Annotated in this window: 19 protein-coding genes and 1 tRNA gene; 12 read left to right on the forward strand and 8 right to left on the reverse strand. The window is 72.4% G+C overall.

What is annotated here, in order from left to right; all coding sequences use genetic code 11:
- Positions 1 to 161: 161 nt before the first annotated feature.
- The 5 genes from ACIA8F_RS02060 to ACIA8F_RS02080 all read left to right on the forward strand — a co-directional run bounded on the left by ACIA8F_RS02060 (position 162) and on the right by ACIA8F_RS02080 (position 3323).
- Positions 162 to 683, forward strand: a complete 522-nt coding sequence (locus ACIA8F_RS02060) for a hypothetical protein (protein WP_399376226.1) — start codon at positions 162 to 164, stop codon at positions 681 to 683.
- 9 nt (positions 684 to 692) lie between these two features.
- Positions 693 to 1055 carry a hypothetical protein gene (locus ACIA8F_RS02065; protein ID WP_399376227.1) on the forward strand — a complete coding sequence of 121 codons (363 nt, stop codon included), beginning with the start codon at positions 693 to 695 and terminating at the stop codon, positions 1053 to 1055.
- Positions 1056 to 1117: 62 nt separating this feature from the next.
- The gene (locus ACIA8F_RS02070; RefSeq protein ID WP_399376228.1) at positions 1118 to 1489 is read left to right on the forward strand and encodes a hypothetical protein; all 372 of its coding nucleotides are present in this window, start codon (positions 1118 to 1120) and stop codon (positions 1487 to 1489) included.
- Positions 1490 to 1941: 452 nt separating this feature from the next.
- Positions 1942 to 2886 (forward strand): DUF6192 family protein, encoded by a 945-nt coding sequence (locus tag ACIA8F_RS02075; RefSeq protein WP_399376229.1) that lies wholly within the window; start codon positions 1942 to 1944, stop codon positions 2884 to 2886.
- Positions 2883 to 3323 (forward strand): hypothetical protein, encoded by a 441-nt coding sequence (locus tag ACIA8F_RS02080; RefSeq protein ID WP_399376230.1) that lies wholly within the window; start codon positions 2883 to 2885, stop codon positions 3321 to 3323. The genes ACIA8F_RS02075 and ACIA8F_RS02080 overlap by 4 nt, the downstream gene beginning before the upstream one ends.
- A 360-nt stretch (positions 3324 to 3683) precedes the next feature.
- Here ACIA8F_RS02080 and ACIA8F_RS02085 read toward each other — a convergent pair whose 3' ends face one another.
- On the reverse strand, positions 3684 to 4712 hold the full coding sequence (locus tag ACIA8F_RS02085) for a S41 family peptidase (RefSeq protein ID WP_399376231.1): 1029 nt from the start codon (positions 4710 to 4712) through the stop codon (positions 3684 to 3686).
- Positions 4713 to 4900: 188 nt separating this feature from the next.
- Here ACIA8F_RS02085 and ACIA8F_RS02090 point away from each other — a divergent pair.
- From ACIA8F_RS02090 to ACIA8F_RS02100, 3 genes are all read left to right on the forward strand, one after another.
- A tRNA-Met gene (locus ACIA8F_RS02090) sits at positions 4901 to 4974 on the forward strand.
- Positions 4975 to 5136: 162 nt separating this feature from the next.
- Positions 5137 to 6318, forward strand: a complete 1182-nt coding sequence (locus ACIA8F_RS02095) for a PP2C family protein-serine/threonine phosphatase (protein ID WP_399376232.1) — start codon at positions 5137 to 5139, stop codon at positions 6316 to 6318.
- 282 nt (positions 6319 to 6600) lie between these two features.
- Positions 6601 to 7665, forward strand: a complete 1065-nt coding sequence (locus ACIA8F_RS02100; protein WP_399376233.1) for a M23 family metallopeptidase — start codon at positions 6601 to 6603, stop codon at positions 7663 to 7665.
- Here the strand turns inward: ACIA8F_RS02100 and ACIA8F_RS02105 are convergent.
- The 4 genes from ACIA8F_RS02105 to ACIA8F_RS02120 all read right to left on the reverse strand — a co-directional run bounded on the left by ACIA8F_RS02105 (position 7616) and on the right by ACIA8F_RS02120 (position 12788).
- Positions 7616 to 8959 carry a PrsW family glutamic-type intramembrane protease gene (locus ACIA8F_RS02105; protein ID WP_399376234.1) on the reverse strand — a complete coding sequence of 448 codons (1344 nt, stop codon included), beginning with the start codon at positions 8957 to 8959 and terminating at the stop codon, positions 7616 to 7618. The two genes, ACIA8F_RS02100 and ACIA8F_RS02105, sit on opposite strands and share 50 nt — an antisense overlap.
- Positions 8960 to 9002: 43 nt before the next feature.
- A complete protein-coding gene (gene trmB / locus ACIA8F_RS02110; RefSeq protein WP_399376256.1) occupies positions 9003 to 9782 on the reverse strand; it encodes a tRNA (guanosine(46)-N7)-methyltransferase TrmB in 780 nt (259 codons plus the stop codon).
- 147 nt (positions 9783 to 9929) lie between these two features.
- Positions 9930 to 11138 carry an L-2-hydroxyglutarate oxidase gene (gene lhgO, locus ACIA8F_RS02115; protein WP_399376235.1) on the reverse strand — a complete coding sequence of 403 codons (1209 nt, stop codon included), beginning with the start codon at positions 11136 to 11138 and terminating at the stop codon, positions 9930 to 9932.
- An 81-nt stretch (positions 11139 to 11219) separates the two neighbouring features.
- Positions 11220 to 12788 (reverse strand): sporulation protein, encoded by a 1569-nt coding sequence (locus ACIA8F_RS02120; RefSeq protein WP_399376236.1) that lies wholly within the window; start codon positions 12786 to 12788, stop codon positions 11220 to 11222.
- 669 nt (positions 12789 to 13457) lie between these two features.
- Here ACIA8F_RS02120 and ACIA8F_RS02125 point away from each other — a divergent pair.
- Entirely contained in the window at positions 13458 to 15803 is a 2346-nt protein-coding gene (locus ACIA8F_RS02125) for an asparagine synthase-related protein (RefSeq protein ID WP_399376237.1), read from the forward strand.
- A gap of 49 nt (positions 15804 to 15852) precedes the next feature.
- Here the strand turns inward: ACIA8F_RS02125 and ACIA8F_RS02130 are convergent, their stop codons facing one another.
- Complete coding sequence (locus tag ACIA8F_RS02130; RefSeq protein WP_399376238.1) at positions 15853 to 17844, reverse strand: sigma-70 family RNA polymerase sigma factor; 1992 nt, start codon at positions 17842 to 17844, stop codon at positions 15853 to 15855.
- A gap of 293 nt (positions 17845 to 18137) precedes the next feature.
- The gene (locus tag ACIA8F_RS02135; RefSeq protein ID WP_399376239.1) at positions 18138 to 18938 is read right to left on the reverse strand and encodes a TetR/AcrR family transcriptional regulator; all 801 of its coding nucleotides are present in this window, start codon (positions 18936 to 18938) and stop codon (positions 18138 to 18140) included.
- Positions 18939 to 19283: 345 nt separating this feature from the next.
- Here ACIA8F_RS02135 and ACIA8F_RS02140 point away from each other — a divergent pair, with 345 nt between their 5' ends.
- Positions 19284 to 20675: an NAD(P)/FAD-dependent oxidoreductase gene (locus tag ACIA8F_RS02140; RefSeq protein WP_399376240.1), complete on the forward strand. Its 1392-nt coding sequence runs from the start codon at positions 19284 to 19286 to the stop codon at positions 20673 to 20675.
- A 147-nt stretch (positions 20676 to 20822) separates the two neighbouring features.
- On the forward strand, positions 20823 to 22673 hold the full coding sequence (locus ACIA8F_RS02145; protein ID WP_399376241.1) for a SpoIIE family protein phosphatase: 1851 nt from the start codon (positions 20823 to 20825) through the stop codon (positions 22671 to 22673).
- 64 nt (positions 22674 to 22737) lie between these two features.
- Here ACIA8F_RS02145 and ACIA8F_RS02150 read toward each other — a convergent pair whose 3' ends face one another.
- Positions 22738 to 24018, reverse strand: a complete 1281-nt coding sequence (locus ACIA8F_RS02150) for an MFS transporter (RefSeq protein WP_399376257.1) — start codon at positions 24016 to 24018, stop codon at positions 22738 to 22740.
- A 123-nt stretch (positions 24019 to 24141) separates the two neighbouring features.
- Here ACIA8F_RS02150 and ACIA8F_RS02155 point away from each other — a divergent pair, with 123 nt between their 5' ends.
- Positions 24142 to 24678 (forward strand): MarR family winged helix-turn-helix transcriptional regulator, encoded by a 537-nt coding sequence (locus tag ACIA8F_RS02155; RefSeq protein WP_243341117.1) that lies wholly within the window; start codon positions 24142 to 24144, stop codon positions 24676 to 24678.
- Positions 24679 to 25284 lie beyond the last annotated feature (606 nt).

Here is a 25284-nt window from a genome sequence, read left to right on the forward strand (position 1 = left end):
GGGCCAGGTGGCTCGCACGTTTGCCAAACGTTGATGGCACCAACCGCATTCGACGTCACGTTGAGTGCGCAGATGTCTGGCATATCCATTGCCATCCGCGTACCTTGCCGTGATGCGTCGTCAGTTTGGTCCTGGCATCAACAACGACGAAAGGAAAATTAGTGGACATACGGGTAAAACCCCGGCGCATCAGAATGCTGCTGAGCAGCCTTCTCGCAGTCCCGATCGCGGCTCTCCTGATTCTCACCACTGCGACTTCCGCGAGCGCGCACTATGTGTACGCACAAGACGAAGTCTGGGCCAACGCCGACAGCACCAAGTGCCTTTACACCTATGCCGAGGTGTCCCACGGAGACGGTGGCGGATACACCAAGACGCAGGCGAACGCAGGTCGCGACCTGTACTGCATCATGCCGTGGAAGCGCCTGCCCGGGGACCTCGCCGCCAAGTACGAGTACTACAAGTGGGATGGCGCGGACTGGTATGTCTGCGCTCTGATCGGGGAATGGCAGTACAGCTCCTTTGAATCGGGCCAGTACACGCTGTCATGGAACTTCGGCGTCGCCCCGCCCTGCGGGGGTGGCTACTACGGCACGACTGGCTACACGTCCGTCCAGTACGGCGGGGACTGGTACGGCTGGAATGTTGGCATCTGGTCGGGCTTCCACTACATCGAACCGTAGGAGGCACGCTTGAACAGGGCACGTTTCGTATCGGTGCTGGCAGGTGCTGCCATCCTCGTCGCCGGGGGCGTCATGACCGCCACAGCCTCCGACAGGCCGGCTGCTCCTCCGCGGCCGCCGTGGGTAAAGGCCGACGGCACGGTGGACACGACAAAGCTGCCTGACCGGATGCCCGTCATGGGCCCGGACGGCAAGCCGGCGAAGGACGCCAGCGGCAGGCAGATCACCGTGGACGTACGGCCGCCTGGGCAGCCGACTGGGCAGCAGAACCAGAGCGACCCTCCGGGTAGCAGCAGGAGGGTAGAGAAGGGCGAGAACGGAGCGGTCAACGAGATCTTCGAGATCAAGCCCTCCGCTCCGGCCGCCGGCTGACCCGTCAGAAGGGCCCCGAGCGGGCGATCGCTCGGGGCCCAACCCGTAGGAAGGGGCGCGGCATGTCCGCGTTGGTGTCACTTGTCGCGGGCCTTTGGTATGCGGCCATCGCTGTCATCGTGTTCGACGACAACCTGCCAGCAATCCTCTTCGCCGCCGCATTCGGCGCTGCGGGCTTCGTGCTGGCCTCGGCCGGGGTCCGCATGCTGACCGGTCACCCGGATCAAGCTCTCCTTGCCCGGCGCGGCGCGTGGCTCGCACTTCTGACAACCGCGATCCCTCTGGCCGTCTGGGCGGTCAACATCACGTCCTCTGACGCTCCTGCCGCGTACACACAACTTGCGGTCTCGCGTGGGGTCTTTGGATACGTTGCTCTGGCGGTGACACCAGCAGTCCTGACCCTGTTGCTGGTCCGCACCCGCGTTCGCCGCTGAGTACCACGCGATCACGACGAACGTCTCGCGGAGACAGGCGCGATGACGAAGAAAGTGGACTTGGTCTGCACCTGGCCCGACTCTCGCCCATCCGTAGACCGTTCGGGGTCACACACGTACGGGGCGTGCGCTGAGGTCGGGATCGGCGCTCATCTCGTCCAAGCCACTTCAACCCCACGTGTACGGCCAGCCGCTGAGCGGGGCGGTACCTGAATTCCTGGAGCTCCTGCGGATTTCTCAGCCGGGGAGGCGCGCTGCTGTGCGCGGGCCTGGACAGATGCGCCGCGTCGCGTGTTGGCGATTGCTGGTGCCACCAAGCGCCGGAGTGCGTACCTGCCCGAATGGGTGACAGAGCGGGACGCTGCTTGTCAGGCGGCCAGGTCTCGTGCGCGGTAGCAGCTTCGGGGGCGTGCTCCTGCATCTGGCCTTCGCTTCAAGCAGAGGATCCGAGCATGCCCACCCTTGAAATCCCGGATGGCTTCACCCGAGAGCAGTGGACCGCCTACGTCCACCGCGCCCGACGGGCCGTGCGGTCCAAGAGCGCCAGCAACTTCGAGATCGGCGACATCCTGAACGAGATGCTGGAGGGACGTCCGCGCGGCGGGGGCGAGGTCACCCGCATCAGGTCCCTCTTCTCCCGACAGATCCGGGTGAAGGAGATGACACTCGCCAAGTACCTCTACGTGACGAGGGCCTGGCCGCCGGACACGAGGCGCGACGACGTGCCGTGGACGGTTCACGAACTTCTCGCCGGGCAGTTGAACCGGTTCCAGTTGATCAGGGAAGAGCCGTCAGACGACCTGGACCCGAACCATCGCGGCGCCTGGCACTACGACGCCGCCAAGCGCGCGCGCCACTCACTGCCCCACGTGCCGGCCACTCCTACAGAACGCATCGACACAGCCAAGCGTCTCCTACGTGACACAAAGGAGGCAGCGGAGGCAGTCACGCAGCTGGCCGATCGCACGGAGGTCCTGAAAGCTGCCGTCGAAGACCCCTCCTTCCGGCGCGCGGTACGTGACGCTCATCGCGACCGCGCCCGCCGGATGGAAAAGGAGGCGGAAGCTCAGTGGGGAGGGCCAGGGCCGGTACGTCCCAAACCTGAATCCGATCCCGCCCTCAGCGAGACCGGTCCGACGGTCAGCTACCGCGAGACGGCGTCCTCCGTCCTCAGGATCCTGGGCCAGTGCACCAGCTTCTGCGTGTCCATGCAGAACGCCGTCGTGCTCGCCCAGGAAGAGCTGCTGACCACCGAGGAAGAGGAAGCCGTCCTCGACAGCATCAAGAAAGTTCGCGCGGTCTGCGACTGGTGCGAGCACGTCGTCACCACCGGCCAGACGGACATGGATGACGAACTCGCCCGACTCCTCGGCGGCGGGGAAGGAGAACAGCTGTGAAATCCCGACGCAGGTCGCCTTCCGATCTCGGCCTCGAACTTTGGGATCTCGTCAAGGACGCCGGCGAGGATGGGATGGCGCGGGAGATCGCGCTCGACCACATGACCCCCAGCCAGTTCGAGGCCGCCAAGGTCTGGGACCGGGACAACATGTGCGAGCAGGAGCATGAGTGCTTCCTCTTCGTACTCGGCCAGTACCTCATCTCCCGGGACCCTCAGATGTCCGTCCTCGCCCTCAACCGGGAGATCGAGCTGCTCTACCGGCGCGCCGTCCGCCTGCACAGAAGTGCCATAGCCCCGCTGGGTGAGAGCGGCCGGCAGAGTCCTCAGCTCAGGGTGGCTCACACCGTACTTGCGGGGATGATCGAGGCGGCAGCGCCTCTGCGGCATGCCGGGTTCTCGGCTGATGTCGTGGTGCGAAATGGGGCCGGGACCTGACTCGCCTGCGTCGCTGCACACGCAAGAGCATGAAAGTCCTGGTCGGCACGGCCGAATGCGTGAGCGATGCGTGAGCGGACGTGCTGGCACGGCCTGGCCTGGCGTGGATCGAACGACAGGGTGCAGCTCTCTGACCAGGCATTGCCGGACATCGACGGACCGAGCGGGATGGCCCGGCATGATCTTGCCTGGACTTTTAATCCGTTGGTTGTCGGTTCGAGTCCGACATGGCCTACTGCTCGCAGGCGGGGGACACCTCCTCTGACCTGCTACTGAGCGCCCCACCCGGTTCCGATCGGGTGGGGCGCTCAGTCGTTTCCGGGCCGTAGCCGGGATCGGAGGCCGGAGCCTCCGGGCCGGCTACGGCTTCGCAGGGGTCCGGTCGCGCAGCCAGCGGGCCGCGGCTTCGAGCGTGCGGTCCTGGCTGCTGCCGAGGTCGCGGGTGTCGTCCGGGACCTGTTCGTCGGGCGGGAGGGGGCCGTTGTGGATCCGTCCCGTGCGATCGGCTTCCCGGGCCTGTGTCAGGAGGATGAGCGCACCGTCCGGGAGGGAGTGGGAGTCGTTTCCCGTGGGGACGCCGCGGGTTGACTGGCCGAAGCTGCGGGTGTCGGGGCGGACGCGGAAGGCGATGGCCACCGCCTCGGCCGCGCTCGCGGTCCGGCTGCTGGTGAGCACCGCCACCGCCGGAGCGGTACGGGCCAGGGGGGCGGCGGGGCCCCAGGTGGTGAGGTACTGGCGCGGCGTGCCGCTCTGGATCGTCCACGGGGTCCGCTTCCCGTCGGCCTCCACGAACGCTCCGACGTCCCCGTCACCGAGGACGGGCCCGACCGCGGCGAGCGGTCCCCACATGTCCCCGCCCGTGTTGCTGCGCAGGTCCACGATCCATCCTGAGGCCCCTTGTCCGTCGATCTCCGCGACGGCCTTGCGGGCCTGCTGCACGTAGGCCGTTGCGGCGAGGTCGGACGACACCGCGGGCAGGGACAGGTAGCCGAGGGAACCGGTGAGCATCCTCGCTTCCGGCAGCGCGGAGCTGCCGGGCTCCGGGCTCAGCGCTTGCCGGGCCTCCTGCGGGGTCATGAACCGGCTGTGCCGGTCGCCCAGCGCCTGCAACGCCTGCCTGACGGCCTCGTACGTATCGGCGGGGACCCGTGCGCGTCCCGCGCGGGCGGAGGCCTCGCGGCGGATGGCCGGCCAGTCGAGGTCCGCGGCGAAGAGGGAGTTGCCCTCCATGACATCCAGCGCGGCGGTGAGGTACGCGCGCGCTCCCGGCGACAGTGCCGTTCCCTCTGCCCGGTGCCGGCCGGCGCAGCCCGTCGCGGTGAGGAGGGCCGCCGCGGCAGCGGCGATCAGGCGCCGGCGGGCCAGGGGATTCGGGCTGCTCGTCTTCATCCGGATCAGCCGTTCCCTCGCGAGGACCTCAGGTCGGAGCCACGATACAGAAGCCCCCGGAGCCCTCCACAGCCCGCTGGGAGGGCCGGATTTATGGCTCTGACCTGCGGTGATGTCCTCTTCCTCGGGGGTGTGGCCGGTAATTGGCGGGGGGCTCCCCCCGGATGGCGTAGAGTTGGGTTTACCGACGCGGGGTGGAGCAGCTCGGTAGCTCGCTGGGCTCATAACCCAGAGGTCGTAGGTTCAAATCCTGCCCCCGCTACTCAGTACGAAGGCCCGGTCCCCTCAGGGGGACCGGGCCTTCGTCGTGTCGTGGTCACGGGCGCGCCTCCCGTCACTCGAACGGTCGCGCCCGGGTCGCCGTACGGGCCCTGCTGCCCCCAGCCTTGGGGAGGCGGGGCGGACCGGGCGGCAGGAGAGCAGCGTGGCGGGGCTGGGCCGGCAGGGCAGGGGCGAGCGCTTCTTCGGCGCGATCGCCGGCAGTCCCGCGGTCCGTCGGGTGGTCGGGACGCTCCCGGCCCTTCTGATCGTCCTCGGCTTCCTCTTCAACGTGCTGACCCCGCCCAGCTTCACCGGCTCCCCCTTCTTCTCCGCGGCCCCGCTCATCGCGGCCCCGCTGTTCACGCTCCGGGGAACCGTCCTGACCGGGATCGCGGCCACCCTCACCGTGATCCTGCTGCACCTCTACAACGGCATCAGCTTCGAGGCGGAGGCGCTGACCGAGCTGGCGACCGTCTTCACCGTCTCCGGGCTCGCCACGCTGATCAACGTCGTCGTGCGGCGCAGCACGGAGCAGCTCGCCTCCGCGCGCGGGATCGCCGAGGTCGCCCAGCGTGCCGTCCTGCCGACGCCCGCCGAGCGGATCGCGGGCCTGCAGGTCTCCGCCTCCTACGAGGCCGCGCAGGCGGACGCCTTCATCGGCGGCGACCTCTACGCCGTCCAGGACACCCCCTACGGGGTGCGCCTCGCGGTGGGCGACGTGCGGGGGAAGGGACTCGGGGCGGTCGAGGCGGTGGCCGTGGTGCTCGGCGCGTTCCGGGAGGCGGCCGAGAACGAGCCCACCCTGGAGGGCGTGGCACGGAGGCTGGAGCGGGCGCTCACCCGGGAGGGCGGCCGGCGCGACAGCCTGGACGCGGTGGAGGGGTTCACCACGTGCGTGCTCGGCGAGATCCCGCCGGACACGGGCCTGCTGCGGCTCGTCAACCGGGGCCACCCCGAACCGCTGCTGCTGTACGCGAACGGCGGCCTCGCGGAGCTGGCCCCCGACGAGCCGGCGCTGCCGCTGGGCATGGGGGACCTGGGCGGTTGGCCGGACCGGGTGCAGGAGTGGCCCTTCCCCGAGGGGGCGACGCTGCTCCTGTACACGGACGGGCTGACCGAGGCCCGGGACGGGCAGGGGATCTTCTACGATCCGGCGGCCCGGCTGCGCGGCCGGGTCTTCCCCGGACCCGACGAGTTGCTGAGCGCGCTCGCCACCGATGTCCGCCGGCACACCGGCGGCGCGGCGACCGACGACATGGCCCTGCTGGCGGTGTCCAGACCGGGGGCGCGGCAGCCGAGCCGGCGCCGGACGGTGCGGGTGATCCCGAAAGGGGACGGAGCGTGACCGAAGAGGCGCGCTCGGCAAGCAAGCTGACGGATCATCAATGTGAAGATGTGGCGCGAGAGGTGGGAGGGGAGGGTGATTTTTGCCCGGGTTGATCCACGAGGATGGCGATAAGTCCTGGCCAAAGCCGTGCGGGTAGTGGCTGATTGTCGTTAACGATCAATCGCAACTGCTTGGAATCACTCCCCCTTCTCTATTACCGTTCGATAACGCAGAGCGGTCGTCCCAGCCGTCGCAAGAGACGGCACCGTGCGCGTGCTCGCCCATGAGGAGTGTGCCCCGGTGGCCTCCAACTCGCCTGCCCCTGAAGACATCGACGCTCAGGAGCAGCCCACGGCCGGTGCCTGGGGCGAGTGGAACCCCACCGAGGACTCGGCCCGGCCGCCCCGCGGCAAGCACCGCGTGCTCAAGTCCCGCGGGGGACTGGCCCGTTCCTCCACCGTCCTCGGCGTCGGCGTGATCGCCGCGGTCGGCGCGGGCGGCATCGCCACCGCCCAGGACCGGCCCCAGGTCGCCATATCCCTCCCCTCGCTCCCCTCCCTCCCCGGGGTGCTCGGCGGGGCCGGACAGGCCACCGGTGACTCCGCCCCCGACGGCTCCGCCGACGGTGACGCCGTCGGCGCGCGGTCCGCGGAGGCGGCCCGGTCCGGGATCATCCCGCAGCAGACCGACCGCCGCTCCGACGCCGGCGAGCTGCTGCGCAGCCGCATCCTCCAGCAGGCCGACTCCCAGCACGAGGCCGCCGCCGCCCAGGAGCGGGCCGAAACGGAGCGGCTGGCCCAGGAGGCCGCGGCCCGGCAGGCGCGCGATGCGCAGGCGGCGAAGGAGGCCGCCGAGAAGGCGGCGGCGGAGGCGGCCGAGCAGGCCGCCGCCGAGGAGGCGCGCCAGGCGCAGGCGGCCAAGGAGGCCGCCGAGGCCAAGGCCAAGGCGGAGAGCGCGGCCCGGTCCGCCGGATCCTTCTTCCTGCCCACCTCGGCCTACACCCTCACCTCGCACTACGGCGACTCCGGCTCGATGTGGTCCTCCGGCCACCACACCGGCCTCGACTTCGCCGCCCCGACCGGCACCCCCGTCAAGGCGGTCGGCTCCGGCAGGATCACCTCGGCCGGCTGGTCCGGGGCGTACGGCTACCGCATCGTGCTGGAACTCCCCGACGGCACCGAGATCTGGTACTGCCACCTCTCCTCGATGTCGGTGACCGGCGGCTCGGTCGCCGGGGGCGACACCATCGGCCGGGTCGGCGCGACCGGCAACGTCACCGGCCCCCACCTCCACCTCGAAGTCCGCCGGGGCGGGGTCACGGTGGACCCGCTGTCATGGCTGAAGGCACGGGGCCTGAACGTCTAGGCCCCGGTACCAGCACGGGCCCCGGCACCAGCACAGGCCCCGGCACCAGGCTCGGCCCCGGTACCCGTCCCGGTACCCCCAGCGGGTCGAAGCAGGGCGGGAGGAGCTCCTCCAGCACCGCCGCCCGGGACAGCGCCGGGCCCGCCGTCGCGCGGCGCAGCCAGAGCCGGCGGAGCAACTCCCGCTCCCGCCGGGCGAAGTCGGGGTCCCGGTCCGGGCCGCCGCCGCGCGCGCGGTGACGTAGCAGAGCCAGGGACGCGGCATCGGCCTCGTACAGGGCGACGGCCCGTCCCGCGGGCCGGCCCCCGGTGCTCCTGGCCAGTGCGCGGGCCAGGGAGCGTGCGGGCATCGACACCAGCGCGGGGACCTCGGCCGGGCTCAGCCAGCCGGCTGCCGCGTACACGGCGAGCTCCCCGGCGACGGCCCGCAGCCGCCGGCGCCGTATCCACACGGCCAGGCAGGCCAGCAGCACGAACACGGGGACCATCACGCAGCCGTAGACCACGTAGAACCCGGACTCGCCCAGGTCCGAGGAGCTGTTCCACAGTGCGTGCAGCCCCATCGCGGAGGCGAGGCCGAGCAGCGGCAGGCCGGTCCGGCTGGTGCGGCGCACGGCGAGCGCGGCGGCGCCGAAGCCGAGACCGGTGGCCACGGTGAACAGCGGATGGGCGAACGGGGACATGATGCCCCGGACGAAGAAGGTCGCCGCCGTCACGGAGTTGAGCACCCCGGTGCCGTTCGCGACGTCCTCGTCGAAGGCGTTGCCGAGGTAGAGGATGTTCTCGGTGAAGGCGAAGCCGGTGGCGGTGAAACCGGCCATCACGAAACCGTCGGAGGGCCCGCTGAACTGGCGTCTCCTGAACAGGAACACCAGCAGCAGGGCGGCAGCCTTGGCGCTCTCCTCGACCACCGGAGCGATCGCCACCGAGCCGAGCTGGTCGGCATCGGACGGATCGGCCGTGGCCGCGGCTATCCACTGGGTCGCGAAACTGTTGGCCAGTATGGCGATCAGCGCCGCGGCGCACGCCCCCCAGCCGAAGCAGAACGCCAACTGCGCCCACGGATGCGGAGAAGCCCGCCCCACCCACCGGAACGCCGCCATGAGCGGCGCCACCGGCAGCAGGGCCAGCCCCAGGCCGACGAAGAACCCGGGCGTACCGGTCTGTTCCCGTACGAGTTCCAGGATCGCGATGCCGCAGACGCCGAGCAGCGCGACGAGGGCGTACGTGCGCACGGCGCCGGCGGTACGCGGCACTCGGTGCAGCAGCCGGGACGGCCGGGTCGCTCGGGGCACGTGATGACTCTACCGAGCGGACCCGACACGAGGAGTGATGTCCTCAGTTCTGGGCGTTACCCGTACGCCGGAACAGCAGATCGTGTACGACGTGCCCCTTGTCGAGGCCCTGCCCCTCGAAACGGGTGAGTGGCCGGAAGTCCGGGCGGGGCGCATAACCGCCGTCGGCCTGCGTGTTCTCGAACTCCGGCTGGGCCGTCAGCACTTCGAGCATCTGCTCGGCGTACGGTTCCCAGTCGGTCGCGCAGTGCAGGACCGCCCCCGGCGCCATGCGGGTGGCGGCCAGCGCGAGGAACTCGGGCTGGATCAGCCGCCGCTTGTGGTGGCGGGCCTTCGGCCAGGGGTCCGGGAAGTACACGCGGAGCCCGGCGAGGGAGTCCGGGGGCAGCATCTCGCGGAGCAGGATGATGGCATCGCCGTTCGCGACGCGGACATTGGTCATGCCCCCGCGCTCGGCGAGGGCGAGCAGATTCCCCTGCCCCGGGGTGTGCACGTCGGCGGCGAGGATCCCGGTGCCCGGATCGGCGGCGGCCATCTGCGCGGTGGCCTCGCCCATGCCGAAGCCGATCTCCAGCACGACGGGGAGCCCGTCGAACATCTCCTTCAGATCGAGCACCTCGTGCCCGTCGATGTCGAGCCCCCAGGTGCCCCACAGCCGCTTCAGGGCCTCGCCCTGCCCGGTGGTCACCCGGCTGCGACGGGGCTGGAAGCTCCGGATCCGCCGCTCGTGGTGCGATCCCGCCGGATCGGGCGCGGGCCCGTCGGGGAACCGGGGCTCGGTGCGCCACTTCGGGGGCACGTAGGTGGAGGCCGCCTCCGGCACGGGCTCGGCGGCGGGATTCTGGGGACTCAGAGACTCAGACACAATCCCCGGATTCTACGCGCGGCGGCCCTGTCCAGCCGTCCGGCGCCTGAGGACCGGGGTCCGGGGCGGAGCCCCAGGACCTTTCCGGGCCCGGGCCCCGCAGGGCTACGCGCTGCGCAAGGCCTTGAGCGCCCGCCCGGCGATCTCCCGCCCGATGGGCAGCGAAGCGGTGGCCGCCGGGGAAGGCGCGTTCAGCACGTGCACCGCCCGCTCCCCCTCCCGGATCAGGAAGTCGTCCACCAGCGTCCCGTCGCGCAGCACCGCCTGCGCCCGCACTCCCGCCGCCGCGGGCACCAGGTCCTGCGCCCGCACCGCCGGCAGCAGTCTCCGTACGGCCTCGACGAAGGCCGCCTTCGACAGCGACCGCCGCACCTCGCCCGCTCCGTACCGCCAGTGCCGCGCGGCCATCCGCCAGGATCCCGGCCAGGCCAGCTCGTCCGCGAGGTCGCGCGGCCGGACCGTGCCCCAGCCGTACCCCTCGCGGGCCAGCGCCGGCACGGCGTTCGGCCCGACGTGGACCCCGCCGCCGATGCCCCGGGTCAGGTGGACGCCGAGGAAGGGGAACGCCGGGTCCGGCACCGGATAGACCAGCCCGCGCACCAGATCGGGCCGGGCCAGGTCGTAGTACTCGCCCCGGAAGGGCAGGATCCGCATCTGCGGGTCGTCCCCGGCCAGCCGTGCGATCCGGTCGCACTGCAGACCCGCGCAGTTCACCAGCACCCGCGCGCGCACCACGACGCCCCCGCTCGTGCGCACCGCCACCCCGGTCGCGCGCCGCGAGATCAGCTCCACGGCCCCGCCGTAGACGATCTCCGCCCCCGAGGACTCCGCGAGCTGCTGCGCGACCCGCCCGTAGTCCACGATCCCGGTGGTCCCGACGTGGATCGCCGCGAGCCCGCGGACCTCGGGCTCGTACTCCGAGATCTGCGTCGGCCCGAGCTCCCGCACCGGGATGCCGTTCTCCCGGCCCCGCTGTACGAGTGCGTGCAGCCGCGGCAGCTCGTCCCGCTCGGTGGCGACGATGAGCTTGCCCGTCACCTCGTGCGGGATGCCGTGCTCCGTGCAGAACTTGACCATCTCGGCCGCCCCGCGCACCGCGAACCGCGCCTTGAGCGAGCCCGGCTTGTAGTAGATCCCGCTGTGGATCACCCCGCTGTTGCGGCCCGTCTGGTGGCGCGCGGGGCCGTCCTCCTTCTCCAGGACGACCACCCGGGTCCCCGGAGCGAGCCCCGCGAGGGCGTGCGCCGTCGACAAGCCGACGATGCCGCCGCCGATCACCAGCACATCGCAGTCCAGCCCGCCCCGTCTGCTCATGCCGCCCACGCCGCCGCCCACACTGACACCTCCCACCCCTGCATAGTGCACCCCGCCACTGACATCGGGGCCACGCGGGGCCTATGCCGGGGTTACCAGCAGAGGCCTGGCCCGCTCGCGCAGTTCGGCGACGCGCGGTTCGTCCCCGTACGGTTCCAGCCGGTGCAGCAGGTCCCGTACGTACTCCGTCGTCCGGGCGGACGAGATCCGTCCCGCGACCTCCACCGCCCGGGTCCCCGCCGCGCACGCCGCGTCGAGGTTCCCGGACTCCAGCTCGGCCACCGCGCTCACGACGAGCCGCAGCCCGTGTGATCGTACGTACTCCTCCGTCGGCCGGGACAGTGCCTGTTCCGTGAAACGCCTGACCTGGCGCGGGAGTTTGAGGTCCCGGTAGCACTCGGCGGCGTCCGCCGCGAAGCGGTCGTACGAGTAGAAGCCCAGCCAGGTCGGATCGGCGTCGCCGTCCCGGGCCCGCTCCAGCCACCCCTCGGAAGCCCGCAGCGCGGCCCCGGCGGCCGCCGAATCCCCCGCCTTCGCGTGCGCCCGGGCCTCGACGAGGCGGAAGAAGCTCATCGTCCGCGCCGTGGCCAGCCCCCGGTTGCGCTCGACGGCGGCCTGCGCCAGGTCCACGCCCTCGTCCGGGAAGTCCCGGTAGGTGGCCTGCAGCGACATCGACGCCAGCACGTACCCGCCGAGCGGTACGTCGGCGGCGGCGCGGGCCAGGCGCAGCGCCTGGATGTAGTACCGCTGGGCCGCTTCCTGCTGCCCGGTGTCGAAGGCCATCCAGCCGGCCAGCCGGGTCAGTTCGGCGGTGGCGCCGAAGAGCGCGCGGCCCACCTCGTCGGTGTAGGAGCCGAGCAGCAGCGGCGCCGCGTCCACCCGCAGGCATTCCGGGACCATCGAGGAACGCCAGTCGCCGCCGCCGTACTTGGAGTCCCAGCGGCGGGCGTCCTCGGCGGCCTCGCGCAGCTTGGTCACATCGCTGTGGCCCACGCGCTGCGGGCCCCCGGCGTCGGGTGCGGCCGCCGCGGGCGCCGGCGGCGTTTCGCGCGCGGGCCGGCCGGGCACACCCCCGACACGGGCGCCGGGCGGCGCCGGAAGGCCCTCCGGCGGGGCCGCGCCCGGTACCGCGTCGCGGGACGGAGCCGTGCCCGGTACCGCTTCGCGGACCACCGGCTCGCGCGCCACCGAGCTGTCGGCGGGAGATATCAGCCAGCGCGAGGCGGGCGTCGCGTAGGCGGACACCGAGAAGGAGCCGGCGAGCGACTGCCAGATCCCGCCACCCCCGCGCCGGCCGGCGAGGTCGAGCCGGTAGAGGTCGGTGGCCGAGCGCACGGCGGCGGCGACGTCGCGCGGGAAGGCCAGCCCCACCTCGGGCGCCGGATCCGCGTCCGCGAGCCCGATCTCGTGCAGCGGCACGGGCCGGCCGAGCTTCGCGCCGATGGCGGCCGCGATCAGGTGCGGGGCGGCGCCCTGCGGCACCATCCCCTTCGACACCCACCGGGCCACCGAGGTCTTGTCGTAGCGGAGGGTCAGACCGCGCTGGGCGCCGAGGTCGTTGACCCGCCGCGCCAGCCCGGCGTTGCTGATGCCCGCGAGGGCGAGGACGGCGCCGAGCTTCTCATTGGGCTCGCGGAGCTCCCTGGACATGCGCCACCCCTCGTCACACGCGGAACGCATACAACGCCAACGCAGCCGGGGCATAGGCGCCCGGCATTTCGTAAACCCAGCGTAGTTCCCCGCCTCCCAAGCGTTAAGGCCTCCTGTTCCGTATGGCGGGATTGTTGTCCGTATGCACAGTCGGGCAGGAGCCCGGAGCCGGGGCGCACGTGTCAGTGCGTGCTCCATCCGTGTGGCCGTGCGCCCGGCCGTGCGCTCTGGCCGCCGTGGGGGCCCGGCGATTCGATGTGCGGTGCGTGGGTCGGCCCGCCGCGCGGACCGGGCGGGCCGGGGGATGCCGCTGCCTCAATCCCCGCGGGTGGCGGAACGGTCCGGGGGGTGGATCCCGCCCCCCGGGCCGCGCTCCGCCGGGCGGGCCCGGGCGGCGGACCCGCGGGGCTGCGCGCAGGACTCCTCTCGGGGCTCTCAGCGCGGCCGAAGAATGGCCGAAACCGACCTATGGGGCGGTCGGAACGGAACGCCAAATACCGCATGGCCGGGGCGTGTTCGTTTATACGTGCGCCCCCCTTACCCACTCCCGCACGCCTGTCTCGTGGCAGCATGGACCCCGAGCCACCCGGGGTCCCTCCGGCCCGCGCGCAGAGCGCCGGCCGCGCGGTTCGCACCCCGGTCAGGTGCCCACGGGCTGGGGAGGCGGCGGTGCGCTGGTTGGTGGGGTGGAGCAGTATCGCCGCGAGCTTCGGCACGGCCGGACGGGTCGCGGCGCACGGCGCTGCGCACGCCTACGACCAGGGAACATACGGATCCGGCCCGGGCTACGGATCCGGCCCGGGCTACGGATCAGGCTCCGGTTCGGGATACGGCTCCGGTTCGGGATACGGCGCGGGGTACGCCTCCGGTGGCGCCTACGCCTCCGGGAACGGCTCCGGCCCCGACGGATGGGCCGACGGCCAGGTCCGCGGCGGGCTCGCCGACGCCGGCCACCCCGACGAACCGGGCGCCGCCGACGCCGACCGCACCGTGGTCCCCGTCGGCGCCCAGCTGCTCTGGGGCGATCCCGACCCCCTGTGGGCCGTCGGCGACTGGCGCCCGGACGAGATCCGCACCCTCACCGCCGACCCCGCGGACCCCTTCACCCGCCTCGCGGTCCTCGGCTGCTGCGGCGCCACCGACGAGGAACTGCGCCGCGCCCTCTACGCCGCCCGCGGCGGCGCCCTGCGCCACCTCACCCAGTGGTCCGGCAGCTACACCGCCGTCGTCCAGGCCGGGCGCCGCATCACCGTCGTCGGCGACCTGGCCGGTGCGCGGCCCGTCTTCTACACGCCCTGGGCGCGCGGGACCGCCTACGCCACCGCCGCCCTCCCGCTCGCCGACCTGATCGAGGCGCAGCTCGACATCGGCCATCTCGCCGCCCTGCTCGCCTGCCCCGACAGCCCGGAGGCACTGGGCGACGGCACACCGTACGTCGGCGTACGCCGGATCCCGCCCGGGCACGCGCTGATCCTGCGCGAGGGCTCACGGGAGATCACCGGGTACGAACCGGTGGCCTCCCTCGCGGTGGCCGCCCCCACGGCCGACCCGGCGCTCGCGGTGGAGGGCGTACGGGAAGCGTTGGTCGACGCGGTGCGCGCCCGGCTCACGGCCCCGCGGCATGCTCCCGAGACGCTGCCCTACGACCCCGGGCCCGTCCCCGGAATGGGCCCCGCCGACCGGCGCGCCGCGCGCGGCGCCCCCGCGCCCGTCCCCGGAGTCGGCGCCGACCTCTCCGGAGGCAGCGCCTCCGCGACCCTCGCGCTGCTCGCCGCCGGCCTCCCCGGCGCGCCCGGAGCCCTGCTCGGCGGCACGGGCAAACGCCTCCTCGCCCTCACCTTCAACGACCTGGCCACCCCCCAGGGCCGCGAACCCGAACTGGAACGCGCCCACGCCATCGCCTCCGACCCCCGGCTGCACCACGTGGTCGTCGCCGCCGCCGAGGAAGCCCTGCCCTACGCCGAACTCGACGGGCCGCTGACCGACGAACCGGGCCCCTCCCTGGTCTTCGCCGCCCGCGAGCGCCGCCGCCTCGCGGCCGGCTCGGCCGACCACTTCACCGGCCACGGAGCCCGCCAGGTCCTCGACGCCCACCCCGCCCGGCTCGCCGACCTGCTGCTCGACCGGCGCCGGCGCCACCTGCTGCGCCCCACCCTGGCCCTCGCCCGCTCCGCCCCGTCCGAGGGCGACTCCCTCCTCGGCCCCCTGCTCGTCCCCCTCACCGTGTACGCGGCCGCCCGCCGCCTGGCCCGTACGCCGTACCGCGCCGGCATGGAGGCGGCGGCGGCCCGCCTGCGCGACGGCGTCGCCGCCCCGGGCCACTGCTCCCCGGTGGACGCCTCGCTCGCCGCCCTGGCCTGGTCCCGGCCGGGCCCGGCCGCGGCCTGGCTGACGGGCGAAGCCCTGGCCGAGGTATCCGTCCGCCTCACCGCCGCCGCGGGCCGCCCTCCCCTCTCACTGCGCCCCGGGGAGGCCCGGGCCCGCGCCGTCCTGGCCCGGCACGCCGCCGACCACCGGGTCTTCGAGCAGGCCGTGGAGGTCCGCAGCCAGCGGCTGCACGCCCCGTTCCTGGACAACCAGGTCGTACGGGCCGCCCGGGCCCTGCCCGAATCCCTGCGCGTGCAGCCCGGCGCCCGGGCGGCGGTCCTGCGCGGGGTCCTGTCCTCGGCCGGAGTACGGGACCTCCCCCCGGGGTGGGGCGCCACCGCCCACGCCCCGAACGAATCGGCGACCCGCCTGGGGCTGCGCGCGGCCCTCCCGCACCTGCTGGCCCTCTTCGAGTCCCCGCTCCTGGCGGACGCGGGCCTGATCGAAGCCCGGGTCGTCCGCCAGGCACTCCTGGACGCGGCGGACGGCCGCCCGGTCCCGCTCGACGGCATCGCCGAACTCGTCTCGATGGAACTGTGGCTGGGCCGCCTCCTGGCCCGCCGGGGCACCTGCTGGACCGGCACCTCCACACCCCGCCGCAGGGCCGTCCCCACCGGGGTCCCGCTCCGCCGCCCGGCCCTGTCCTGACGGGCCCTCCGGCCGACCGCGGCCGTACGGGCCTTCGGGTCCGGCGCCCTCAGCGGCAGCTGATGACGGAGTCCGCCCAAGTCGCCAGCGTCGGCAGGCGGCCGCCCTCGGCACGCTCCACGACCAGGCGCAGCGTCTTGTGCCCGGAGAGGGAGACGGACACGCTCGCCGCCGGGTCCCCGTAGCCCAGGGCCCGGGACTGCCACAGCCGCTGCCCGTCCGCGTACACGGAGAAGCGGACCGTGCCGTCGGTGAGCAGCGACATGCCGTCCACACCGGCCCGCGCCGAGAAGCCGACGCAGCTCCGGTTGAGGGTGATCTCCACGGAGGAACGGGAATTGACGGTGATCCCGTGCGAGAAGCGCTGCCCCCCGATCACCGGCGCCCAGCGCTGCCAGACCCAGCTGCTCCGCCAGGTCTCGATCTCGGGGTTGTCGTGGGCCCCGTACGCGGACTGGCCCAGGGTGGAGAGCCGGAACCCCTGCGGTGCCGGCGGCGGCTTGGGCGGCGTCGGCTTCGGCGGCGGTACGGGAGTCGGCGTGGGGCTCGGCTTCGGGCTCGGGGCCCGGCTCGGGCTCGGCGCGGGCGAGGACCGCTGCGGGCTCCGCGAGGGCTCCGGCGCGGCCGGTACGACGGCCGCCGGCGGGGGCGTCTGCTTCCGCGGCGGCGGTACGGATCCCCGCGCCCGCGAAGGCTGCGCCCGCGACGGCTCCGGCTCCGGCGCGGAGGGCGCCGGACTCCGCGGCACCGGCGCGGACACCCCCGGCGCGGGGTTCGCGCGCACCGTCGGTCCGGCGTCGTCACCGGCCAGCGCGAACACCACCCCGGCGGCCGCGGCCACCACGACCCCGGCGGCGATGGCCGCCTTGGCCGGCAGCCCCAGCCCCTCCGAAGCCACGGCTCCGCCGGCCCCGCCGGCCCCACCGCCACCAGCGGCCCCGGCCCCACCAGCGGCTCCGGCCCCGGCTCCACCAGCAGCCCCGGCTCCGGCACCAGCCCCGGCCGTGGACCCGCCCACCGCTGCGGCAGCCGCACCGGCACCGCCCGCGGCGACGGCCCCGCCGGCCACCACTCCGGCCGCCTTGGCCGCGTACCCGGCGGCGAACCACCCGATGACCGCGACCGGCAGCAGCGCGGGAATGCCCGCGTTGACGTCCTTGAGCTCGCCCGCGGCGAGCCGGCACTGGGCGCACTCCTCGAGGTGCTTGCGCAGCCCCCGCTCGGCCCGCATCCGCAGACCCCCGCGGGCATAGGCCCCCAGCCGGTCGGCGTACCGGGCGCAGTCCCCGCCGGAGCTCAGGGCCGTGCTCACATGGGCCTGGAGGTAGGCCTGCTTGAGGCCCTCGCGGGCCCGGCTGGCCAGGACCGCGGTGGCGTTCGCGCTCAGCCCGAAGAGCGGGGCGATCGAGCTCGGCGACGCCTCCTCGACGGTGGTGTGCCAGAGCACGGCCTGCCACCGCTCGGGCAGGCTCCGGAAGGCCTGCATCGCCAGGGTCTGCTCGGCCTCGTGCATGGCCCGCACATCGGCGCCTAGTTCGAGGGTGTCGTCCCCGGCGCGCACGGGCAGCCCGCCCGCACCCTCGCCGGACCCGGAGGCCTGCTCCGCGAAGAGCGCGAAGTCCTCGACCAGTTGCTCCCGCTTCGCCGTCTTCGCCCAGGCCGCGGCGACCCTGCGTACGGTGGTCAGCAGGTAGGCGCGCACGGACTGGTCCGGACCCGCCCCGCCCCGTACGGCCTGGAGGGTCCGGGCGAACACCTCGGCGGTCAGATCGTCGGCGGTGTGCTCGTCGCGGCAGCAGGTGCGGGCATAGCGGCGCACGGCATCGGAGTGGCGGCGGAACAGTTCCTCGTAGGCCCCGTCGTCGCCCCCGCGCATCCGCGCGATCAAGTCCCCGTCGGAGGGCGGAAGTTCCCCGCTCGCCCCGGCGGCGTGCCGGCCGCCCGGTTCGCGCTGCGCCGGGACCTGCCGCGCGGGCAGGCTGCCCGCATCGACGTCGCCGCCGGTGCCACCGTGTGGCTCTTCCCGCCCGTCAACGCTCATCGCGGAGGCCCTCGCACGACACACTCAACCGGTACACCGATTCAGCGTGTCACACGGCGGGCGCGCGCCGAGCCCGTCTGCACACCTTCCACTCATCCGGGCAGGCCCCGGCGAATTGCCGTACGGATCCTCACCCGTTCGAGCGAGAGCTCCCCGGGGGAGGCGCCGGTTGACGCACCGGCCGAGCCGCCCGGTCCGTGAACCTCACGTCCCGGGCGCCCCGGCCGAACGACCCGGACCGCACTCCGAGCACCGCCTTCCGAGCGCAGCACTTCCGACCGCCGTGCTCCGCGTTACGCCGTCCGGGACCGCAGCCCTTCGAGCAGGATGTCCAGCAGCCGGGCGGAAGCCGCCGCCTGCTGCGCCGCGTCGGGCAGCGCGGGCGCGGCCGTCGCGATCACCAGCAGCACATCGGCCACCGTGACGTCGGCGCGCAGCTCACCGGCCTCCCGGGCCCGGTCGACGAGGCGGCCGACGACCTCGAGCAGCTCGCCCGCGCCCGCGTCCTCCGACGGCTCGTCGTCCAGGCCGGTCCGGGAAGCGCCGACGACCCGCAGATCGGGCGCCCCGCCGGCCGCGACGACCTGACGCTGGTGCGGAACCCGCGCGGCCTCCCCGTCCACCCCGTCGGCCCCGTCCTCACCGGGCCCGCCGACCCGCAGCACCTGCGGAGGCAGCAGCCGCCCGGCGCCCGAGGCCACGGAGGTGCGCAGGAAGCGCGACAGCGCCTGCCACGGCTCCTCCTCCTGGCCGAGAGCCGTGCGGGCCTGCTCGGTCAGCCGCGAGGTCTCCTCCTCGGCTATCCGCCGGACCAGGACGTCCTTGCTGGGGAAACGCCGGTACACGGTGCCGACGCCGACCCGTGCGCGCCGTGCGACGTCCTCCATCGGAGCCCCGTAACCGAGCTCGCCGAAGACCTCGCGGGCCGCGCGAAGTACGTGTTCGAGATTGCGCTGTGCGTCGACGCGCAGCGGCGTGGAGCGACCCACGCCGTGTGTGGTGGCGCCGCCGGCCATCAGCCGCCCGTGGCTGTCGGTCGCGGAAGCGGCCGACGACAGAGCGGTGGCAGAAGCATGGAAATCGGAAATGTGCATATGTATCCCCCGGTAATCATTTGTCTCCCCCCGGAGACACTCCCCGCCTTCATGTCGAGGGGGGCCACGGTCATGAGGGCCCTGGTCCTACTCCTCGACGAGTTACGAACATAGTTGAGCCAGAGTCAATTCAGAAGAGGCAGCCCCGGACGGACCACCGCCCGATCGGAGCATTCACCCTCAATTTTCCGTTCGAAGCCCCCAGAATCACTCATTCCGTACCGCCTGACCTGCATGCCTTCCCTTCCATCCGCACCCCTTGACGGCCTCGCCCCGCCGTCCCCTCCGGTCACACAATGTGCCGGGCCTGTGGACAAACTCCCGGCCACGTTGCGTCATGGGACGGTGAAGGCTGCTAACTCCCGGGGCACGGCCCCCGGTACCCCGTCCCGTACGCGGATCCTCATCGTCGGCGGCGGCTACGTAGGCATGTACACGGCACTCCGGCTCCAGCGAAAGCTGAGAACCGACGAGGCCGAGGTCACGGTGGTCACTCCCGAGCCCTACATGACGTACCAGCCCTTCCTCCCCGAAGCGGCCGCCGGCTCCATCTCCCCGCGCCACGTCGTGGTCCCGCTGCGCCGCGTGCTGCCGAAATGCCGCATCGTCATCGGCGAGGCCCGGCACATCGACCACGCGGCCCGGATCGCGACGGTCACCACCCTCGCCACCGACGAGGAGGGCGGCGGCCCGGTGGAGATCGAGTACGACGAACTCGTCCTCGCCCCCGGCTCCGTCTCCCGCACGCTCCCCATTCCGGGACTCGCCGAATACGCCATCGGATTCAAGACCGTGGAAGAGGCCATCGGCCTGCGCAATCACGTCATCGAACAGATGGACATCGCCTCCTCCACCCGCGATCCCGCCCTGCGCGACGCCGCCCTCACCTTCGTCTTCGTCGGCGGCGGCTACGCCGGGGTCGAGGCGCTCGGCGAGCTGGAGGACATGGCCCGCTACGCCGCCCGCTACTACCACAACGTCAAGCCCGAGGACATGAAGTGGGTGCTGGTCGAGGCCAGCGACCGGATCCTCCCCGAGGTCGGCCCCGAGATGGGCACCTACACGATCCGCGAACTGCGCCGCCGCGGCATCGACCTGCGCCTGGAGACCCGCCTCGAATCCTGCGAGAACCGGATCGCCGTCCTCAGCGACGGCGCCCGCTTCCCCACCCGCACCGTCGTATGGACCGCCGGCGTCAAACCGCACCCGATCCTCGCCGCCAGCGACCTGCCCAAGACCGACCGCGGCCGCCTCGCCTGCACCTCCTTCCTCACCGTCGAAGGCGTCGAGCACGCCTGGGCCGCCGGCGACGCCGCCTCCGTCCCCGACATCACCGCCCCCGAGAAGGGTGTCGCCTGCGCCCCCAACGCCCAGCACGCCGTCCGCCAGGCCAAGGTCCTCGCCGACAACCTGGTCTCGTCCCTGCGCGGCGGACTCCTCACCGAGTACGCCCACAAGTACGCGGGCTCCGTGGCCTCCCTCGGACTCCACAAGGGCGTCGCCCACGTCTACGGCCGCAAGCTCAAGGGCTACCCGGCCTGGCTCATGCACCGCGCCTACCACCTCAGCCGCGTCCCGACCCTGAACCGCAAGACGCGCGTGCTCGCCGAGTGGACCCTCTCCGGCCTCTTCAAACGCGAGATCGTCTCGCTGGGATCCCTCGAACACCCCAGAGCAGAATTCGAACTCGCGGCGGGCGGAGGCCCCAAGGACCCTCCGAAGAAGAACGCAGGCTGAGGCCGTCAGTCCCGTCGGTCACACTGGACGTGTGACCATAGGTGGGCTCACACCTGCACAGAGTGACATCAGCGTGACATCCGAGTGCCACCCGATTGCCACCGAGTGACACAGCGACCACGAGCGACACCACGAGGCTTGAAAGCAGTGAACTTCACGCGCTGGAGCGCCCGGTTCCCCGGAACGCAGCGCCGCGCCGCGGCCCGGTCCGAACACGCAGCCGCCCAGGCCAAACGGGGCGAGGGTTCGGTCCCCGCCGCCCGCGGCGCGGCCGGCCATTCCCCGGCCGGCCCGGACGGCTGCCCCGCGGACCCCACGGTCCGCGGCACCGGCTCCGTCACCGGCAACGGCAACGGTGCCCGTTCCGCGTCCGGCGCCGCCGAGGGTACGGGGATCCCCGTACCCTCCCTCGACGAGCTCTCCGTACGCGAGGTCCTCGACCTCCTCCCGGCCCTCGTCGCCCTCGTGCACGGCCCCGACCACCGCGTCGCCTACGTCAACGACGCCTACACCGCCGGCTTCGGGGCCCGCGCCCCCGGCGCCCCCGCGCACCTGGCCCTCCCCGAGCTCGGCGACCTCGGCCTGCTCCCGCTCCTGGACCAGGTCCAGCGCAGCGGCAAGCCCCGTACGGCCAAGAACCGCACGGCGCCCGGCGGCACCAGCTCGTACACGGTCACCTGCACCCCGATCGAGTTCCCCAAGACCAAGGCCGACGCCGACGGAGCCACCGCCCACGCCCACGCCACCACCGGCTCCGGCTCCGGCACGGGATCCGACACCGAAGCCGAAGCCCACACCGGCACCGGCGTCCTGATCCACCTCGCCGACGTCACCGACCACGCCGAGGCCGTCGAACGGCTGCGCGCCAGCGAGCGCCGCCAGCGCGAGGCCGCCGTCACCCTCCAGCGCTCCCTCCTCCCGCAGGAGCTGGAGCAGCCCGACGACCTGCGCGTCGCCGCCACCTACCAGCCCGGCGGCACGGAAGCCGCCGTCGGCGGCGACTGGTACGACGTCATCACCCTCGGCGCCGGCCGCACGGCCCTCGTCATCGGCGACGTCATGGGCCGGGGCGTCCGCGCCGCCGCCGTCATGGGCCAGCTCCGCACCGCCGTCCGCGCGTACGCCCGCCTCGACCTGCCCCCGCACGAGGTGCTCCAGCTCCTCGACGGCCTCGCGGCCGAGATCGACGCCAGCCAGATCGCCACCTGCGTCTACGCCGTCCACGACCCCAACGAGGGCCTCCTCGCGTACGCCTCCGCCGGCCACCTCCCGATCCTCGTCCGCGACGAGGACGGCACGGTCCGCCGCGCCGCCGACCCCACCGGCCCGCCGCTCGGCACCGGCGGCTGGCTGCACACCTCGGGGACCATCGCGCTGGGCCCCGGCTCCACCGCCGTCCTCTATACGGACGGCCTGGTCGAGCGCCGCGGCGAGGACATCGACGAAGGCGTCGCCGCCCTGGAGCGCGCCCTCTCCGGCGCCCAGGGCACCCCCGCCGTCATCTGCGACCGCCTGATGCGCGCCCTCGGGGTCGACGCCGACCACGACGACGACGTCGCCGTGATGGTCCTCCAGCAGCCCGCCCGCACCGGCGCCGACGCCGAGCTCTTCCACAACGCGGCCCTGGAACTCCTCGGCGGCATCGAGGCCGCCCCGCGCGCCCGTGCCTTCGCCCAGGGAGTCCTCGCCTCCTGGCGCTTCCCCGTGGAGCTGTGCGACCTGGGGGTCCTCGCGGCCAGCGAGCTCGTCGCGAACTCCCTCCAGCACGGCACCCCGCCCATGCGCCTGCGGCTGCGCCGCACCGACCGCCGGCTGATCATCGAAGTCACCGACGGGGACGACCACCTCCCGCGCCGCCGCCGCGCCGAACCGGCCGACGAGACCGGCCGCGGCATCTCCATCGTCGCCACCATCGCCTCGGCCTGGGGCTCGCGCCGCACCCCCGGCGGCGGCAAGGCCGTCTGGTGCGAGTTCGCCCTCCCCGACAAGGCCCCGTAGCCGGACACGACGAAGGCCCCGGTCCACCGGACCGGGGCCTTCGTCTTCCCCATGGCTTCCCCGGCTACGCGGGCACGGACTCGGGCTCGGCGTCCATGACCCGCTTCACCACGACGGTGCTCCCGGCCAGCGACGGGTTGTCCTGCACCGGCGTCAGCTGCTTGCCGAGGCGCAGCGCCAGCGCGGCGATGCCGAGCGAGACCAGGACGAATATCCCGATGTAGAGCATCGGAAGGCCGGCGGCCAGCGGCACACCGAGCGGCCCGAGTGCCAGAGCCAGCTGCTTGACCAGCGCGAAGGCCGAGTTGTACTGACCCACGGAGCCCTCCGGCGCCAGGTCGGCCACCAGCGGCGCCAGCGTCGGCGACAGCATCGCCTCGCCGATCCCGAAGAGGGCGTACGTGGTCACGAACGCGGCGGCGGCCATGACCGCGCTGCCGTGCCCCAGTCCGGAGAAGGCGGCGATGATCCACGCCACGGTCCAGAGCAGCCCGACGAGCGCGATCACCCGGGACCGGCGGTGGTTCTCCACCAGCCGCAGCACGACGAACTGGGCGAGCACGATCGCCCCGGTGTTGGCGGCGAGCGCGAAACCGAGCGTGGAGGGGGAGATCCCGGCGGCCTCGGTACCGAAGGCGGCGAGCCCCGACTCGAACTGCCCGTAACAGGCGAAGAACAGCACGAAACCGAGGATGCAGAACTGCACCATCGCCTTGTGCTCCATCAGCCGCTTCCAGCCGCCGCCCGCCTGGGCGGCGTCCTTGGCCAGCGCGGTGCTGATGGCCGGGACCTGGGGCATCCGCACGGTGGCGATGACCCCGGCCAGGACCAGGAACATCACGGCCTCGATGCCGAAGAGCAGGGTGAAGCTGCCGGGACGGCTCTCGTCGACGATGAGCCCGCCGATCAGACCGCCGATGCCCAGACCCAGGTTCTGCATGAAGAACTGCAGGGCGAAGGCACGGGTCCGGGTGGACGGGGTGGAACAGCGCACGATCATCGTGGCCAGCGCCGGCTGCATGACGGCCTGGCCGGCGCCCAGCGCGAGCGCGGAGAGCAGGATCGCCACCACACCGGTGGAGAGCCCGAGCGACAGCGCGCCGAGCGAGGCCACGACGGCCGCACCGATGACGACGGGGACCGGACCGCGCCGGTCGATCACCCGCCCGGTGAAGGGCAGCGCGAGAAGCGCACCGAGGGCGAACGCCATGAACGTGCCGGTCGCCCACATGGGGTCCAGCTCTCGCACCTTCGCCGCGTAGACGTAGAGGAACGGAACCGTGAAGCCGATACCGAACGCGGTCAACGCGTTCCCGGCCTGGATCCTCCGCATCGCAGCGCCCATCACCTTGGTCACTTCTCACCACCTTGATTGCTGAAGCTTGAAGACTTCATACCTAAAGTTCGATGCTTAAGACTACACATCGAAGGAGTTAGACGCCAACGGCCCCGTGCCATACTTCGAACCATGGGTGACACCCCCGACGGCACTGCGCCCGTCCACGAGCCGAGCCTCGACGAACAGATCGCCGTCTATCAGCGCGAGTTCCAGGACCTCGACCCCCAGGTCGAGAAGGTCGTCTCGGCCCTCAGCCGCCTGAACCGCCGCATGAACGTCGCGTACGGCCGCCAGACGGCGGCCCTGGGCATCAGCAACGCCGAGTGGGAGGTCCTCAAGGCCCTCGTGCTCTCCGGAGCCCCGTACCGCATGGGCCCGAGCGAGCTCGCGAAGCAGCTCGGCCTCACGCCGGCGGCGATGACCCACCGGATCGACCGCATGACGGCGGAAGGACTTGTCACGCGCGAGCGGGACGAGAACAACCGCGTCCGCGTGATCGTGGAGCTCACCGCGGAGGGCCGCAGCAAGTGGCTGGACGCGATGCGCGCGGCGACGGTCTTCGAGGAGGACCTCCTCCAGGACCTCTCCACGGCGGAGCGCGGCGTCCTGGGCGACATGCTCACCCGCCTCCTGGACCGCGTCGAGGACCTCCAGTCCCCGCACTGACCGCCCAGTGACCGGGCCCTGAGCTCCGGTTTGACACGGGCCCCGCGGATCCGTAAGGTTCTTCGAGTTGTCCCTGAGCCGAAAGGTTCCGGAGCCAACGAATCCCGCCGCCTCGTTGCGGCACCCAACTCAGCAAAATCTCCCACCGGGAACGTATTCGGCATGCCCGAATTCATTCCTGAAGGTCGATTATGAATCGCCCGGGAAATCCACTAGAGTTCGGGAGTCGGAAGGGCCCAACAGCCCCGAAGGCAAAACCCGCTGACTGGGAGTCAGGCCCGAAAGAGTCTGATAGAGTCGGAGACACAAGAACGAAACGAAGCGCCCGGAGGAAAGCCCGAGAGGGTGAGTACAAAGGAAGCGTCCGTTCCTTGAGAACTCAACAGCGTGCCAAAAATCAACGCCAAAAAGTTGATACCCCGTCCATTTCGGTGGATGAGGTTCCTTTGAAAAAGACCTGTGAGGTCGCAGCTTCGGCTCTGACACTTGCAGGCAATTACACAGCGAGGATGCAGTGGACGGTCGGTCTTATTCCGACATGACTGTCCCGCTCTAAGTGCGTGTGCACCCGATTACGGGTAAACATTCATGGAGAGTTTGATCCTG

This window comes from Streptomyces sp. NPDC051563 (assembly GCF_044454225.1).
In the GTDB taxonomy this organism is placed as follows: domain Bacteria; phylum Actinomycetota; class Actinomycetes; order Streptomycetales; family Streptomycetaceae; genus Streptomyces.